This is a genomic window from Streptacidiphilus sp. PAMC 29251, assembly GCF_054208735.2.
The window spans coordinates 8,135,369-8,150,611 of record NZ_CM135725.2; the positions used below are offsets into that span (position 1 = coordinate 8,135,369).

At 68.6% G+C, this 15,243-nt stretch carries 14 protein-coding genes and 1 pseudogene; 6 read left to right on the top strand and 9 right to left on the bottom strand.

The genetic code is table 11. The annotated features are described in order from the left end of the window. Window positions 1-121: 121 nt before the first annotated feature. Window positions 122-505, top strand: coding sequence for a hypothetical protein (locus ACXKR8_RS38560; protein WP_458269172.1), 384 nt, complete (start codon window positions 122-124; stop codon window positions 503-505). 254 nt (window positions 506-759) lie between these two features. Here the strand turns inward: ACXKR8_RS38560 and ACXKR8_RS38565 are convergent, their stop codons facing one another. From ACXKR8_RS38565 to ACXKR8_RS38600, 8 genes are all read right to left on the bottom strand, one after another. Then, the gene (locus ACXKR8_RS38565; protein WP_458269173.1) at window positions 760-1,191 is read right to left on the bottom strand and encodes an ATP-binding protein; all 432 of its coding nucleotides are present in this window, start codon (window positions 1,189-1,191) and stop codon (window positions 760-762) included. A gap of 209 nt (window positions 1,192-1,400) precedes the next feature. Further along, a complete protein-coding gene (locus tag ACXKR8_RS38570) occupies window positions 1,401-1,571 on the bottom strand; it encodes a DUF5670 family protein (protein ID WP_458269174.1) in 171 nt (56 codons plus the stop codon). Between the two features lie 183 nt (window positions 1,572-1,754). Beyond that, window positions 1,755-2,084: an STAS domain-containing protein gene (locus tag ACXKR8_RS38575; RefSeq protein WP_458269175.1), complete on the bottom strand. Its 330-nt coding sequence runs from the start codon at window positions 2,082-2,084 to the stop codon at window positions 1,755-1,757. A 13-nt stretch (window positions 2,085-2,097) separates the two neighbouring features. Further along, window positions 2,098-3,435, bottom strand: coding sequence for a SpoIIE family protein phosphatase (locus ACXKR8_RS38580; RefSeq protein WP_458269176.1), 1,338 nt, complete (start codon window positions 3,433-3,435; stop codon window positions 2,098-2,100). Next, window positions 3,435-4,238, bottom strand: a complete 804-nt coding sequence (locus ACXKR8_RS38585) for an alpha/beta fold hydrolase (RefSeq protein WP_458269177.1) — start codon at window positions 4,236-4,238, stop codon at window positions 3,435-3,437. The genes ACXKR8_RS38580 and ACXKR8_RS38585 overlap by 1 nt, the downstream gene beginning before the upstream one ends. 1,181 nt (window positions 4,239-5,419) lie before the next feature. Then, the gene (locus ACXKR8_RS38590) at window positions 5,420-6,580 is read right to left on the bottom strand and encodes a SpoIIE family protein phosphatase (protein ID WP_458269178.1); all 1,161 of its coding nucleotides are present in this window, start codon (window positions 6,578-6,580) and stop codon (window positions 5,420-5,422) included. A 627-nt stretch (window positions 6,581-7,207) separates the two neighbouring features. Beyond that, a complete protein-coding gene (locus ACXKR8_RS38595; RefSeq protein ID WP_458274906.1) occupies window positions 7,208-8,242 on the bottom strand; it encodes an IS3 family transposase in 1,035 nt (344 codons plus the stop codon). Next, the gene (locus ACXKR8_RS38600) at window positions 8,239-8,661 is read right to left on the bottom strand and encodes a transposase (protein ID WP_462100012.1); all 423 of its coding nucleotides are present in this window, start codon (window positions 8,659-8,661) and stop codon (window positions 8,239-8,241) included. Before ACXKR8_RS38600 ends, ACXKR8_RS38595 begins: the two co-directional genes overlap by 4 nt. Window positions 8,662-9,121: 460 nt before the next feature. On the opposite strand from ACXKR8_RS38600, the gene ACXKR8_RS38605 reads away from it, so the two are divergent. From ACXKR8_RS38605 to ACXKR8_RS38625, 5 genes and pseudogenes are all read left to right on the top strand, one after another. After that, window positions 9,122-9,436, top strand: coding sequence for a MerR family transcriptional regulator (locus ACXKR8_RS38605; protein WP_458269179.1), 315 nt, complete (start codon window positions 9,122-9,124; stop codon window positions 9,434-9,436). A 4-nt stretch (window positions 9,437-9,440) separates the two neighbouring features. Continuing rightward, window positions 9,441-9,874: pseudogene (locus ACXKR8_RS38610) on the top strand (hemolysin III family protein); the annotation flags it as partial. Between the two features lie 965 nt (window positions 9,875-10,839). Further along, window positions 10,840-11,190 carry an STAS domain-containing protein gene (locus ACXKR8_RS38615; RefSeq protein ID WP_458269180.1) on the top strand — a complete coding sequence of 117 codons (351 nt, stop codon included), beginning with the start codon at window positions 10,840-10,842 and terminating at the stop codon, window positions 11,188-11,190. 174 nt (window positions 11,191-11,364) lie between these two features. Next, on the top strand, window positions 11,365-12,486 hold the full coding sequence (locus ACXKR8_RS38620) for an IS630 family transposase (RefSeq protein WP_458269181.1): 1,122 nt from the start codon (window positions 11,365-11,367) through the stop codon (window positions 12,484-12,486). 602 nt (window positions 12,487-13,088) lie between these two features. Beyond that, entirely contained in the window at window positions 13,089-14,285 is a 1,197-nt protein-coding gene (locus ACXKR8_RS38625; protein WP_458269182.1) for a sialidase family protein, read from the top strand. 76 nt (window positions 14,286-14,361) lie between these two features. On the opposite strand, the gene ACXKR8_RS38630 is transcribed toward ACXKR8_RS38625, so the two are convergent. Beyond that, window positions 14,362-15,195, bottom strand: a complete 834-nt coding sequence (locus ACXKR8_RS38630) for a phospholipase D-like domain-containing protein (RefSeq protein WP_462100013.1) — start codon at window positions 15,193-15,195, stop codon at window positions 14,362-14,364. Between the last annotated feature and the right edge of the window lie 48 nt (window positions 15,196-15,243).

Here is a 15,243-nt window from a genome sequence, read left to right on the forward strand (position 1 = left end):
CCGCCCGGGATGCAACCGGGCGGCACGCTTCCTCCGGCCGCCCGGCCGCGTCGGCCGCAGACTTCCTCGTGTGCACAGAGGCTGGAGTGGTAGAGCCGCTGGTGGCGGGTAGGGTCCCACCATGCTTGTGACTCCCGGGACCTCAGCGCTGCTGCGCCACGACGGCCACCCCTTCGCGCAGTTGGGTGCGCGGGTGTGGGACGACCTGCACCAACTCGGGATGCTTGTCTTCGACGCGGAGGCGCCGCAAGAGGGGTGCGGTCGGGGCATCTCCTTGCTGGTGTCGCAGTCGGGAGTGATGCTCGGGTGGATCCTGGCGGACGAGTCGGAGATCGACAGCACCACCCCGGCGGGCCGGCAAGCGCGCACCTCGGTGACGATCCTCACCGGAGCCCTGTCGAGCGTCCTGCTGGCGATCGGATACCGCGTACGCGTCGAATACATGGACGGTGCCATCCCCGCCCCGTACCTGTACGTGGACGGCTACACGGCCCGACCGCACTGAATCATCGACCAGGACCCGCTGCCTGCGGTTCCCCTGTGCCGGCTCCCTCGGATCCGGCGACCCGAGCCACGTGGACGACAACCCACATCAGGGCGGCTCGAAAGGAAAGGGCGGCCCCAGGGCAGCTTGCAGTGACGTCGCACTCGTCCGGTAGGCAGTGGGTACCTGATCATGATCGCGGACTGAAGATGCAGGCACGCCGGCTCCGCCCCGGCGGACAAGTGAGGTCCGCTGTGCCGAGGCCGAAAGGGTGTTCAGATTCCGGCGAGCACGAGGCGCGGCAGGATGGCAGTGATGGTCTTTCCGTCCGCCCGGGCGGTGATGCGCACGTGTCGGGCCAGGTTCCTCAGGAGGTGCCACCCGAAGCCGCCGGTTCCGCTGGACAGGTCAGCGGTGCGGGGGACCGGGAGGGAAGCGACATTGTCGGTGACCGCGATGATCACCTGCTTGTGGTCCTGCGTCAGGCTGAGCGTGCACGGTCCCGGGGCATGGCGCACGGCGTTGGAGACGAGTTCGCTGACCACCAGCAGCACATCGCCCATGACAGCTTCGGGCAGCGTCTCGTTCGGGCCGGTGAAGAACACTCTGGTGAGGTCGCGGGCCGCGCCGACGGAGCCGTGCAGGCCATGCAGCGCGTAGCTGGCGTGCCGAGGAGTGGCAGGGAAAGGTTCCTGGGACGGGCTCATGCGCCGCAGCTCCTCTCATGAGGGGGAAGGTGTCGTACCTCCCGCCTTCCCGAACTAGGGGACGGAAATCAACCATTCGGCGCTCGATGCGCACCAATCACCCAAATGCACACACACGCCACTGCATACAAGCGCCGACAGCGTCGGAATATGCCGCTGCGCCGGCCGCCGGGAAGGCGGGCGGCGCAGCGGGCGCGGTTCAGTTGTGGCTACCAGCGGTACCAGCGGCCCCTGCCGCCGCCGGAGTTGGCGCCGCGGAACACGAAGCCCAGGGCCCACAGGACCAGGACCACGATCGCGATCCACCACAGGATGTGCAGAGCGAAGCCTGCGCCGCCCAGGATCAGCGCGAGCAGTAGAACAAGAAGTACCGGACCCATAGTTATCATCCTCCTGGCGCCGCTCCCGCCCTGTGGTCGATCGCGCAAACGCGCTTGTTGACCTGCTCGGATTCACCCGTTTCGGCTGCTGCACGCGCGGGAATCGGAGCCCGGACACCATCGCTGCAGGCCGTGTTCTGAGGACGTGTCCCTGGGGTGGTTGCCGCCGCGGTAGCGCGGAGATCAGGCGGTCTCGCTTGCGGGGTGGATGGTGAAGACGTGGTGCAGGCCGACGATCGTGAGGATGCGCAGGGTGTCGGCGGGGACGGCGGCCAGGATCACGTCGGCGCCGGCAGCTTGGGCGTACTGGCGTGCGGCCAGTAGGGCGGTGATGCCGGTGGAGTCGCAGAAGTCCAGGCCGGACAGGTCGATGACCAGATTCTGGCCCGGGCTCAGGTCAAGCCCCTCGACCCGAGCACGCAGCCTTGGGGCGTGTTCGAAGTCGAGTGCGCCGGACACGTGCAGAACGGGTCCGGTGGCGGTGTCGCGGTGGGTGAGGTTCAGCGGGCTCATCACAGGTGGTTCGCTACTGCGTGGGAGTGGGATTGGTGGCGGGGAGGCCGAGTGCGAGCAGGGCGGTGTCGTCGTTCAGGCCCTCGCCGAAGCTCGCCAGGAGCCCGGTCAGCGCGGTGATCAGCCCGTGGGCGGTGGCGGGGGCGTGGTCGGTGGCGAAGGCGCGGAGGGCGTCGTCGCCGAAGAGGCTTTGGCGGGTGGGGCCGGTGCGGGCCTCGGTGAGGCCGTCGGTGTAGAGCAGCAGGGTGTCGCCGGGGAGCAGGGTGGTCTGCGCGGTGCTGAACGGGGCGGTGGGCAGGGCGCCGACGAGGAGTCCTCCGGGAGTGGCGAGGGCCTGGGTGCGGCCGTCGGCGCGGAGTACCAGGGCGGGCGGGTGGCCGCCGGAGGCGAGGCGGACGGTGGCGTGGCCGTGGTCGACGGCGGGTTCGATGACGCCGAAGATCGCGGTGCAGAAGCGGGGGTCACCGCTGGCGCCGTACCGCTCGTACAGGATGGTGTTCAGCGTGGTCAGGGCGGTAGTCGGCTCGGGGTCGTGGAGAGCTGCGGCTCGTAGGGCGTAGCGGGTCAGTGAGGTCAGGGCGGCTGCTTGGGGGCCTTTGCCGCACACGTCGCCGAGGAAGAACGCCCACCGGCCCTGGCCCAGGGGGAACAGGTCGTAGAAGTCGCCGCCGAGACGGTCCAGGGAGGCGGTGTGGTAGTGGGCGGCCGCTTCCAGGCCCGGCACGCGGGGCAGGGTGGCGGGTAGGAGGGACTGCTGCAGCACGGCGAGCGCGTCGGCCAGCCGTTCCCGTTCCGCCTCGGCCTGTCGCCGGGCTTCCTCCGCTTCGGCGCGCGCCTGCTCGGCCTCGGCGCGGGCCTGGTCGGCGTCCTGTCGGCGGCGCAGGAGTTCTTGCTCGTAGGCGCGCCGGTCGGTGGCGTCGAAGACGGTGGTGCGGATCAGCAGCGGCTCACCCTCATCGCTGTGCTTGACCCTGGAGGTGACCAGCACGGGCAGACGGTGCCCGTCGGCGCCTTTCAACTCCAGGGCGATGCCGCGCAGTTCGCCCTGCATGCGCAGCAGTGGTGCGAAGTGCGTCTCGTGGTAGAGCTTCCCGCCGACGGTGAGCAGATCGGTGAAGCGCATCTGGCCCACCACCGCGCCGCGCTGCAGTCCGAGCCAGTCCAGTAGGGTGGTGTTGATCTTGGCGATGGTGCCGTCCATCAGCGTCGACAGGTACCCGCAGGGAGCCGACTCGTACAGTTCCTCGGCACTGTCCTCCAGCAGCGCACTGAACGCGGCATCGGTGCCCGCCGCGTCCCCGGCACCCGCCGGCTCCCCGCCCTCACCGGCCTCCTCGCCGGTGCGGCACATCACCGCTGGTCTGCCAGGAAGCCGAGGATCGCTTCGCTGGTGGCTTCCGGCGCGCTCAACTGCGGGCAGTGCCCCGTGGCGTCCAGGGTGATCAGGTGTGACGACGGGATCGCGGCGTGCACGTATGCGCCCACCTCGCGGGGTGCGATCACGTCCTGGGAGCACTCCAGGACCAGGGTGGGCACCGTCACGCTCGCCAGATCCTCGCGGCTGTCGGACAGGAAGGTGGTGCGGGCGAAGACCCGGGCCATGTCCGGGTCGGTGGCGCAGAAGCTGTTGGTCAGCTCCTGCCCCAGCTCCGGCCGCTCCGGATTAGCCATGATCACCGGGGCCATCGCGGAGGACCACCCCAGGTAGTTCGACTCCAGCGAGGCCAGCAGTTCCTCGATGTCCTCGGCCGTGAAGCCGCCGCGGTACGCGCCGTCGTCGATGTACCGCGGCGAGGGAGCCACCATCACCAGCGCCCGGATCCGCCGCGGCGCCATCTGCGCAGCCAGCACCCCCACCATGGCGCTGACCGAGTGCCCCACGAACACGGCACCCGCTAGATCCAGTTCCTCGCAGACCTCCACCACATCCTGGGCATAGCCCTGGAGCGAGGAGTAACGCTCCTGGCTCCAGGCGGACAGATCCGAACCGCCGGAGCCCACGTAGTCGAACAACACCACCCGGTAGTGCTGCGCCAGGGTCGGCACGATCAGGCGCCACATGTTCTGGTCGCAGCCGAACCCGTGCGCCAGCACCAACACCGGCCCATCCGCCGGGCCGGTGACCGTCACGTTGTTCCTGCTGCGGATGTCCATCCGGCCATAATCCCATCTGGTCCAAGGGGTCCGAGCGCTCAGTGCTGGGCAGCTCGCACGGGAACGAGCGGCCGTCGTACACGTTGCCCGGCGTCCTTCCGGGCCCGGGCGCCGCAGATGCGAGGTGAGGCATGCCAGCGAAGCCGAAGCCTTTGTGCTCGGCGCGATCGGGCGCCTTGCGGGATCCGGAACACGGATCGGGGCGGCTGCGTGCTAAGGGCCCCGATGCGAGGAGACACCGGGACCCCGACAGGATCTGCAACCGAACCGGCACCCCGCGCACTGCCTGGTGACCGGGTCCGGCCAACTCATTCTGGATACTGCCCATGCTTCGTCCACCGGCATTCCCCGATGGGTGCGTCCTGCGCTGACTGCAGGAAGAATATTAACCAGGCATAGGAGAGCTGTCTACTTTTGCCGGAGTAGATTTCCTGTCTGGTTTGGGTCTGTGCTGCGCGTGCGGAGGTGAGCGGATCTGAACTGGGGTACCTGCTGCCCGCAGCTCCTTCGGACGTGAGGCTCACACTTTGGCCGTCCACGGAGAGGCGGCGCTACCGGCACCTGGAGCCCTTGGCGGCGGCAGTGAAGGTCAATAGATCCGCCGGGTCACCAGCACTGCGGGCGTCGTGGACCGCCCAGGAATCCAGGCTCGCGGTCAAAGGAACCAGGACCACAGCCACCAGGCACGCGAGTGCGGGCGCGAACCAGAACGAGTCGCGCAGGTACTCGCGGCAGGCGGACAGTGATCGGGGCCTAGGCGACGGCGGCCTCAGGTGGATGGCCATGCTCCAGGTTAGGCAGCGGCGGGGGGACAACCGCGCATTGCCTCAGGTGCGGCGTGGGGAAGGCGGCGTGCGCAGCCGGGACCATGTTCGATCCCGACGCAGCCCCCTGCCCGCGGGATTCCCTGCCGGTGGGGAGACCGGGGAGGGCCGTTGTCGCCATGTCGGTCGGCAAGGCGACGTAGCGCGGCCCGGTCAGCCTCAGCAGTATGGCCACAACGCGCCCAGTGCGCTCACCCCTCACGACCAGGTTCGCTGTCAAACGCCTCGATTGGATGTCAGAGGACAAGGGTGACGGTCGTGTCCTGTCGGCGATGAGGTTTGACCGATTTCACCGATTCCTGACGGCTTGGAGCCGGCCGTATCACAGGCTGGCCGGCTCCGCCCGAAGTGGCGTGCTCACCACATGCCTTTGGCCACAACGATGGAGGCGTCGTCGTGGTACTTGCCGGCGGTGCGCAGGAGCTGGCCCGCGATCACGGCGGGGGAGTGCTGGAGGAGTCCGGGAAGTTCCTGAGGTCTCCATCGCTCGGTCAAGCCGTCGGAGTGCATGACCAGTGCGCTGCCGGGTGGTAGGGAGTGGGAGGAGGCGCGCACGGTCGCTGCCTGGTGTCCGGCGGTCCCGGATACCGAGGGCAGGCTGGTCTTGGATGCGGGCGTCACCACGGCGGCGGCGATGTTGCCCACCGCGCAGAAGAGCACCCGCTTCTGGTCTGGTTCGATGCGTGCCACGGCCACAGCGGCGCCCCGTGTGCCGGACAGGGCCTGGTGGATCTCCTGGAGGGCCTCGTCGGGTGATCGGCACCTGCTGCTGCGGAAGGCGCGGATCGCGGCCTGGGCGGCCAGCTGCGCCAGGGGGCCGTGGCCCAGACCGTCACAGAGCATCACCAGGATCGCCCGGCGCGAGTCGGATGCGGCAGACGCGGGTTTCCCGGGGGGCCGGTCGCTCCTTGGCGCGGCCGGGTCCGGAACACCGGCCTGCGGGTCCACCCCGGTGTTGGGCAGGTGAAGCCTGGGCGCTGATCTCGCGGCATCGTCCCAGCGTGCTGCCCAGCTGTCCCCGCACTCCTGGCCTCCGCTGATGGGCCGGGTCACTCCTTCCACCACGGATTGCGCCGGCCCACCGCTGGACGCGGTGGGTCTACCGGCGTCCCGTGGCCAGAAGCGCGCCAGCATGACGGTTCCCTGGCCGGGGATGGAGTGCAGGTCGAAGGTGTCCGCGAGCCGGGCGATCATGCCCAGTCCGATGCCCAGCGTGCCGGCGGTCGAGCGGCCGTCGCGCATCGACGCGGCCACGTCCGCCATACCGGGCCCGGTGTCCATGGCCAGGAATTCGATCCCGGCGCGTTCTTCATTCCGCACGATTCTCAGCACGATCGACCCGGCTACCGCGTGCTTGTACAGGTTGGAGGCGGCCTCGGACACCGCCAGGGCGACCTCGCCGGCCCGGTGCTCACTCAGCCCGACCCGTCCGGCCAGCCGCGAGGCTGCCGCCGGGGCACCGGTGAGGCCGTCGCGGAACCACGCCACGTCCTCGCTGTCCAGAAGCAGGACGCTCACGGCGTGCGCCCGGCGCCGCAGGGCCAGATCGCGGGCCGCTTCCTACCGGCCTGGCCGTAGCCCATGGCAGCCCCCGAAGTGAAAGGCGTACCGGCGGGGGTTCCGCCGGTCCCGCCGACAGCAGCCTGCCCGAAGTCGAGCAGTGATCCCTGCGAATCGACCCGTCCGCAAGGGTGCGGGAAGACGGCATATGCACAGTGTGCCCCTCGGTAGGTGCGGCAGGTTACCTCTGGCTCGGGCACTGAAAAATCTATGGCGGCTGGAGTAGACATTGGCTCGTGGTGTGGTTATGGTTTCTCTCGTAGCCAAGAAGACAGCAGGGCCTGGCAGATGCGAACTGCCGGGCAGTGGTGCGAGTAAGTGCATGTGCAGGGCGGTGCGGTGGTGGAGTTCCGGAGCCAGAGCAGTTGCAGGACGGCGACGGGACTGACGACCGGACCGGGTGGCCCGCAGTGATCAGGGGCCGCTACCAGGCAGAACCGCAGTAAGAAGTGAAGTACTGGCAGGTGCAGTTGGCAGTACGCAGCGGTGAAGTTGAGTGAGCGGTACCTCGGTGAAGGCGTCGGCTGCGGACGCGCGCACCGGGAGGTTCCGGAACGTGTCAAGTCAAATGAGACGTTCGTACGGTTATGCGCTCTGTTGTGCTGATTCGGGTTCTCTGCGTTTGGCGGGGTCGTTGATCCACGCCTGATCGGGGATCTTGGGCGGGCGGGGGCGGCGGGCGAAGCGTTCGGGGTGGCGGGCGTATGCCTCGTTGAGCGTGACGGCGCGCTGGTCCTGGACTTGGCCGGCGGTGCCGAAGTGCACGGACGCAGGCGTGTGCAGCCCGATGCCCGAATGGCGATGCTCATGGTTGTAATAGGCAATGAATGAGTCGAACCACTCGCGTGCGTGGTTCAGGGAGTCGAACCGCGCCGGGTAGTCGGCCATGTACTTCGTGGTTTTGAACTGGCTTTCGCTGTACGGGTTGTCATTCGAGACCTTGGGGCGCGAGTGCGAGCGCGTCACGCCCAGATCGATGAGCAACTGCGAGACTTTCTTGCTGGTCATCGAGGTGCCGCGGTCCGCGTGCAGGTGCTCGGGGGCGATGCCGTTGCGTTCGACGGTCTCGCTGATCAACTCCTCGGCGCGCTCGGCCGATTCGGCCATCTCCACGGTGTAGCCGACGACGTAGCGGCTGAAGATGTCGATGATGACGTAGGCGTGGTACCAGATGCCCTTGTCTGGTCCGGCCAGTTTGGTGATGTCCCAACTGAAGACCTGCGAGGGGGCGGTGGCCACGAGTTCGGGGATGGACTTGGCGGCGTGGGTGGCCTGGCGGCGGCGCTCGCCGGTCTGGCCCTGGGCCTCCAGGATCCGGTACATCGTGCGCACTGAGCAGTAGTAGCGGCCCTCGTCCAGTTCGCGCGCCCAGATCTGGGCAGGTGCCAGTTCGGCATAGGCCGGGCTGTTCATCAGTGCCAGGATCCGCGCGCGCTCCGCCGGAGCCAGAGCTGAGGGCGGCGAGGGGCGCGGAGCGCGCTCGCGCGGCGGGGGCGGGTTGAGCCGACGGTAGTGCGTGGCCCGTGAGCGACCGGTCAGCCGGCAGGCCGCAGTGGTGTTCAACTCCCGCTCCAGCGACTGGAAGAGCTCGTCGGCGACCTGCTCGGCCTCGGCTTTCAGCCCGCACTCTTGGAGAGCAGTTCCAAGAGTGCGGAAGCTTTTCCCAGCAGCTCCAGGGCGGCGTCCTTCTGCGCCAGCTCCCGTTCCACGACGGCCAGCCTCTTGCGCAGCCGCTCGGCCTCGGCTGCTTCGGCGGGCCTCTTGGGGCGTGCGGGCGAGGTCCGCCGGTCGGCGAGCGTGGCCATCGCTCCGGCGTCTCGCGCGGCCCGCCACTCGATGATGTGCGAGTGGTACAACCGCTCGCGGCGCAGGACCGCGCCCTTCTCCCCGCTGGGGGCGGCATCGTACTCAGCGACGATCCGCAGCTTGTATTCCGCCGTGAACGTGCGCCGCTTCGGCCGCGGGGCCGGGTCGGGCTCGGGGCTGTGCGTGAGGTGGTGGTATTGGAAGCCATGCCGGGAATCTCCTGTCTCGCCCATCCAGACTAACCCGGACGAACCGGACGTCTCAGTCGAGACTGTCAGAGAGGGTTCGGCAGTGGGGTTCCAACCCGAGCAGGTGCAGGTAGGGCGACGGGGCTGGCTGTCGAAGAGTGGCGCTGCGACAGGTCACCGTGCAGTTCGCAACACAAGCAGTACGCATGAGAGCAGTACCGCAGTACGCAAGTGATCGATCCCAGAGGGACGAACGGAGGAACCAGGCATCATCAGGATCGCCCGGGCGGACGTACTGAGCCCGGGTACCGCAGGACATCGATAGTGAGGTGGTCTGAGGTCAAGCAACCGCGATCCCCGCAACGCCCCCCAACCCCCGGGTGGGCCCGCGGAAACAGAGGGCCGGCGCAGTTCCAGGGCTGGCAGATGGTGTATCAGTTCCTTCGGGGCCCTGGTGCCAGATGGCGCCAGGGCCCCTCCACGCGTTGTACAGAAAGAGGGACAGATGACAGCAGGCGACTCCTTCGGGCGTCTCGATGACGACGACTACCCCGCCTACACGATGGGCCGCGCCGCCGAGATGCTCGGTACCACCCAGGGCTTCCTGCGCGCCATCGGCGACGCCCGCCTCATCACCCCACTGCGCTCCACCGGCGGCCACCGCCGCTACTCCCGCTACCAACTGCGCATCGCCGCCCGCGCCCGCGAACTGGTCGACCAGGGCACCTCGATCGAGGCCGCCTGCCGCATCGTCATCCTCGAAGACCAGCTCGAAGAAGCCCAGCGCATCAACGCCGAACACCACCGACCCGCAGCGTGAGCACATGACCACCCAAGACACCCAGCCGTCGGCGCACGGACAGCAGCCCCAGCCCCACTCCGGCGCCGCACCCGGCACCCTGCGCACCCCCGCTGACGAACCGCCCGCCGGCACGACCGGACGGCTGACTGCGGGGCAGGGAGCCCCCGGCCCGGACGGCGGCGTGCAGCACGCGGCGGCCTTGTTGAAGCCCAGGACGCGCGGCTGGTTGCACGCCGGCATGTTCCCCCTCGCGCTGGTCGGCGGCATCGTCCAGTTCGCTGTGGCGCGCTCGACAGCCGGGCAGTGGCGTGTTCGGTGTTCGCACCCTCGGCTCTGCTGCTGTTCGGAACCAGTCGGATCCACCACCGTGGGACATGGGGTCCGCGAGGCGATGCGCTCCTGCGGCGGCTGGACCACGCCAACATCTTCCTGATCATCGTCTCCCCGGCGCTGCCGGATCGGTGGCTCCGGAGAGCCTGTGGGATGCTGGCAGGGTGTTTGGATGGGCGCCTCGAACCAGCTCATTCGGCTCTCCCGGGCCTTGCGGTGGTCTGCTCCGAGGTACGGATACAGTACACATGATGACGAGAAACGACGAGGATCGGCGAGAGTCAGTGAGAGGGATTTTCGCAGGTCAGGCGGTATGTCAGCTACGTTTGTGCAGGTCAGAGGTTTGCATGCTAAGTCCTCGTAATGCGTAGGTCTCGGGTTCGAATCCCGAAGGCGGCCCAAAGTAGGACATTTTTTCAGGGCGTATCGGACATCTCGGGTGGGTATGAGATACGCCCACTGTGCGCAGTACTCGTGGGCAAGGTCAACGAAAATGCCCAGGTCAGGGCAGTCTCTGGATGTCTGATGGCCCCGAAGGCGAGTACCGCTCCCCTTGGGGCGGAGATCACCCACATGGATCAGACCAACACCTAGGAAGCGACAGCTACTTGACCGTGCTGACGACGACTGGGGTGATCGCAGTACACATTCGGTACACATGAAGATGGATCAAGGACCGCGACACCCAGCAGTAGGCACACCGAGCACCACAGCAGGAATGGGCAGTCGCGACGCTGCGGGCACACGGGGCAAATCATTCTGCGGACGCCCGGGGGCCGTCCTCGCTTGAGTGCTGCGCGACCCGAGGCCCGGCCAGGTGGAAGGTGGCCTGGGAGGGCGGGGGTGGTGGTCCATGGCTGGTTCCCCGTTGATCGGTTCGAGTCATATGGGTGCCGAATAGTGCACCTTCCCCGACCTTCCGCCTCGATGCTCGAACAAGAGAGCGGCTTTGGTGGCGTGAGTCCATACTTACTGGCCAGACAGCACACTGGCCCCGCGGTCGGGTCATCCGCGATCCTTGGGACAGCACGCCCACCGGTTGACTACCGGCGAGCGGTCACCCCTACCTCACCCGCGGGAGCGCTCCGTTCATGACCCCAGAACTGTCCTTCACCGTTCAGCGCGACGGCGCGCTGGCTGTGGTCCAGGTCAGCGGCGCTATGGACTACGACACCAGCCCCGCGCTGGAACGGGCCCTGGCCGACCTGGTCCAGGACGGTGCGCATCACCTGGTCCTGGATATGGCGGCAGTGGACTTTTGCGACTCCTCCGGCATCAATGCCCTCATCCGTGCGCTGGCTCGCGCCAAGCAAGAGCAGGGTTCTCTAGCGTTGGCTGCGGCCACGCACCGGGTTCAGGGCGTCCTGGAAATGACCGGCGTCGATGCGGTCATCACGACGTACCCCACCGTCGCCGTCGCCCTGGGCAGCCAGCCCGCCTGAGTGAGGCCAGTACAGGGCCGGGACTCCCCGCGCGTTGGCGGTACATACCGCAATGGCGTTCTCCGGAGCTCCGCCCTGCTCAACTAGTGCGGTGACCGGGTGACTTCGCCGGGTTGGTGGGGTGTGGGACGGTGGACTGTTGGGCTTCAACTTTTCCGGCTTCGCGGAGGCGTGGTGGCAGAGCCAGTCAGGGTCCGTCGGTTATCCGACCAGGAGGGCCAGAAGCTGCAGCAGATCGTGCGGCGCGGCACCATGAACACGGTGCGCTACCGGCGCGCGATGATGCTGCTGGCCTCGGCCGGAGGCAACCGGGTCCCGGTCATCGCCCAGCTGGTGGCGGCCGACGAGGACACCGTGCGCGACGTCATCCACCGGTTCAACGAGATCGGCCTGGCCGCACTGGACCCTCAGTGGGCGGGAGGCCGTCCCCGCCAGCTCAGCCCTGACGACGAGGACTTCGTCGTCAAGACGGCCACCACCCGACCCACCCGCCTGGGCCAGCCCTTCACCCACTGGTCCTTGCGCAAACTCGCCGACTACCTGCCCACCGTCCCGGGACGGGCCATCGGCCTGCGACGCGAGGCCCTGCGATGCCTGCTCGCCCGACGCGGCGTCACCTTCCAGCGCACCAGCACCTGGAAGGAGTCCACCGATCCCCACTACGACACCAAGCTCGACCGCATCGAGTACCTGCTGGAGCACGCACCCGGGCGCGTCTTCGCGTTCGACGAGTTCGGACCGCTCGGCATCCGCCCCACCGCCGGGTCCGGCTGGGCACCGTCCGGCCGCCCGAACCGGCTGCCGGCCACCTACCACCGCACCCACGGCGTGACCTACTTCCACGGCTGCTACTCGGTGGGCACCGACACCCTGTGGGGCGTCAACCGCCGCCACAAGAGCGGCGTGAACTCCCTGGCCGCGCTCAAGTCAATCCGGGCCGCGCGACCCGACGGCGCACCGATACACGTGATCATGGACAATCTGTCCGCCCACAAGGGCACCAAGATCCGCACCTGGGCGAAGAAGTACCAGGTCGAACTGTGCTTCACCCCGACCAACGCCTCCTGGGCCGACCCGATCGAGGCCCACTTCGGGCCCCTGCGTCAGTTCACCCTGGCCAACTCCCACCACCCGAACCACACCGTCCAGACCCGGGCCCTGCACGCCTACCTGCGCTGGCGCAACACCCACGCCCGCCATCCCGACGTCCTGGCCGCCCAACGCCGCGAACGCGCCCGCATCCGCAGCGAGAAGGGCATCCGCTGGGGCGGACGCCCCCTCCTCGCCGTCGCATAGCCCACCGACCCGGCGAAGTCACCCGGTCACCGCACTAGCCAGGGGCAAGGAGTTCCGGGGAGGGTTGCGCGTCGTCCCTGAGCTGGGTCCTCGGCGTCTCCAACTGCGGACACGTTTGTGTTGCGTCATCTGCAGGGCCGGCTCAGCACGGCCGTCGGCCGCCGCATCCGTGTCGACGTTTGTCGTAGGCGGATGCGGGGGTCCAGGGCCGCTTGCAGGACGCACTGCTTGGTCACCTGACCGTACAAAGTCTGATGACGGGCCCCTTCTGCTGCAGCAGTACCCCGGCGCGGTTTTCCAAGAAGATCGAGGGGCGGTCCGCAGTGTGAGTCCTCGTCCTGCGGTTCCGTAGTAGGGGAAGTGTCCGGGGGCGACCGAGACTTCAGGCGGACTCCGCAGCACAGCTGGTCCCGGCACTGTAGAGGCAGGACCGGGAGATGGTGGCGGCGCGCCGCTTCTTCCACAGAAGGGGTATCTCATGGACTTGCTGATCCGTCGTACCGTGCCGGGTGTTCATGGCCGTGTCAGCGATAGGAGTGGTCCGCATGACGGTTGGTGACGCGGCTGCGGGAACGCTTGTCCCACCAAGGGTGCCCACGAACGTGCAAGTCACCGGGGACCGGTTCACCGCGCACATCGAACCGTCCCTCGCGGTGAACCCGCGCAACCGGAACAACCTGCTCGCAGCATGCCGGGTCTTCGAGGGACCGTTGATCGGCATCGCCGCCTACGCGTCCTTCGACGCAGGCGCTACCTGGTCCGGCACCGGGTTGCTACCGGGCCGGGCCGCGGACTCGGACGGCAACGCCAGCGTGTCCTTCGACGAACGGGGCCAAGGATTCGTGTGCGGCGTTGTGGCGAACGGGGCGACTCGACGCGGCGACGCGCACCTGTGGGCCACAGCCGACGGGGGCCGCAGCTTCCGGCCGCCGGTCATCGCGATCCCGGGCAGCGGTGGCCTGACCGACCACCCCTCGCTCACGATCGACCCTGCGTCCGCCGCGTCACCGCCCTGCCTCTACGTGGCCGGCAGGCTCTACGGCACCGCGGATGACGGGGTGGTGTTGGCCTGTTCCCACGACGGAGGCCGCAGTTTCGAGCAGCCCCGTCATCTCGACGCGGACGCAGGGGCGCAGGCCGCATCCCCGGTGGCCGCTGCCGGGGCCGACGGGTCGGTGAGCGTCGTGTACCTCGTGGCCGACGCCTGCGGTGACATCACCGTGCGGGCCCTGTCGTCCACCGACCGTGGCCGCAGCTTCGGGGCGCCGACCGAACTGGTCCGGATCGGCAGCGCGGCACCCGATCTGAGACCGGTGACTGCCAAGAGCGGTCCGGCGATCGCCGCCGCGCCTGGTGGCGCTGTCGTGGTCGCTGCGATCACCGACTGGAACGACGCCACCGGAACCTCGCAGATCCTGCTGTGCGCCTCCGCCGACCACGGACGCACCTGGAGCGCACCAGGGGCCGTGGCCACCAGTCGGAAGACCGTCTTCCTTCAGCCCCAGCTCGCCGTCGACGACCTGGGCCGGATCGCGGTCTCGGTCTACGCACTGTCCATCGCCCAGGCCCGTGTCGACGTCCTGCTCTACCTCTCCGAGCCCGGGCGGGTCGCCTTCGGGCTGCCGCAACGCGTCACTAGCCAGTCCTTCGATCCCGTCCAGGCCGTCTATACCGGCAGCACCCGCTGGCTCGGCAACTACCAAGGCCTTGCCGGAGCAGGCAGGACCATCTATCCAATCTGGACCGACACCCGTACCGGCGACACACAGATCTTCACAGCGGCACTGCTCACCGCGTGAGTCGGCAGAAACTCGTTCATGCGTCCGTCGTGACGGGCTCGAACGGATCTGCGCGGGCGTCCGGCAGAGCGCGCCGTCAATAGGCGTTCTGCCTGCGCATGGCTCGCGGCCGGCCGTCGGGGTCGGCGACCAGGCGTGCGGGGACTGTGGCCAGGATGGTTGCCAGGGGTGTCAGCTGGGGGGTGGCGTAGCGCCGTAGCCGGCCGGGCGGTCGCTGGCCTTGGCGGCCGGTGCGGTGCCACTGGTCCAGCATTGCCGCCGTGGTGGCGAAGGCATCGAAGGCGGTGGCGGGGTCGCACAGCGGGTCCGCGGCGGCCAGGTCCGCGGGCGGGTTTTGGTCGAGGTGTTCGCGGTTCAGCCGCAGGCGCAGGTTGCGGGCGTAGCTGCGGGCGCCGTCGCCCAGGCCGGCCGGGTCGCGGGGTTCGCGGGGGTCGAGCCGGTCGTCCAGGATGGCGCAGCTGAGTTCGGAGTCGTGGGTCCAGGAGCGGCGGTTGACGTTGTCGGAGCCCACCGAGGCCCAGACGTCGTCGATGACGCAGGCCTTGGCGTGGACGTAGACGGGGGTGCCGGTGTGGTTCTCCAGGCTGTAGGGGGCGAATCGTTCTCCGCCGGCCCGGTGGAGCAGGTCCAGGGCTTGGATGCGGCCCAGGAGGTTCATCGGCCCTGACAGCTTCCCGTCCTGGTCCGGGAAGGCGGGCAGGACGGCGATCATACGTAGCTGTGGCTGGGCGGCCAGGGCCTGGGCGAAGCTGGTGACGATCTCGGCGGACCATAGGTACTGGTCCTCCAGGTAGATCAGCGCCCGGGCCCGGGTCAGGGCCTTGCGGTAGGCGCGGGCGATGCTGCGTTCCCCATGCGGGGCGAAGGGGTAGCCGTGGCGCAGCGCCGGGTAGGTACGCAGGACCTGCACCGTTGCTGTGCCGCGCGGGGCCGGGTCGGGGAGTTGGGCGGGCAGCGG

What these genes read in the sequence shown, in the direction of transcription:
- ACXKR8_RS38570 (WP_458269174.1), bottom strand. Translation starts at nt 1,571, where the DNA reads ATGGGTCCGGTACTTCTTGTTCTACTGCTCGCGCTGATCCTGGGCGGC.
- ACXKR8_RS38565 (WP_458269173.1), bottom strand. Translation starts at nt 1,191, where the DNA reads ATGAGCCCGTCCCAGGAACCTTTCCCTGCCACTCCTCGGCACGCCAGC.
- ACXKR8_RS38575 (WP_458269175.1), bottom strand. Translation starts at nt 2,084, where the DNA reads ATGAGCCCGCTGAACCTCACCCACCGCGACACCGCCACCGGACCCGTT.
- ACXKR8_RS38580 (WP_458269176.1), bottom strand. Translation starts at nt 3,435, where the DNA reads ATGTGCCGCACCGGCGAGGAGGCCGGTGAGGGCGGGGAGCCGGCGGGT.
- ACXKR8_RS38615 (WP_458269180.1), top strand. Translation starts at nt 10,840, where the DNA reads ATGACCCCAGAACTGTCCTTCACCGTTCAGCGCGACGGCGCGCTGGCT.
- ACXKR8_RS38560 (WP_458269172.1), top strand. Translation starts at nt 122, where the DNA reads ATGCTTGTGACTCCCGGGACCTCAGCGCTGCTGCGCCACGACGGCCAC.
- ACXKR8_RS38585 (WP_458269177.1), bottom strand. Translation starts at nt 4,238, where the DNA reads ATGGACATCCGCAGCAGGAACAACGTGACGGTCACCGGCCCGGCGGAT.
- ACXKR8_RS38605 (WP_458269179.1), top strand. Translation starts at nt 9,122, where the DNA reads ATGACAGCAGGCGACTCCTTCGGGCGTCTCGATGACGACGACTACCCC.
- ACXKR8_RS38600 (WP_462100012.1), bottom strand. Translation starts at nt 8,661, where the DNA reads ATGGGCGAGACAGGAGATTCCCGGCATGGCTTCCAATACCACCACCTC.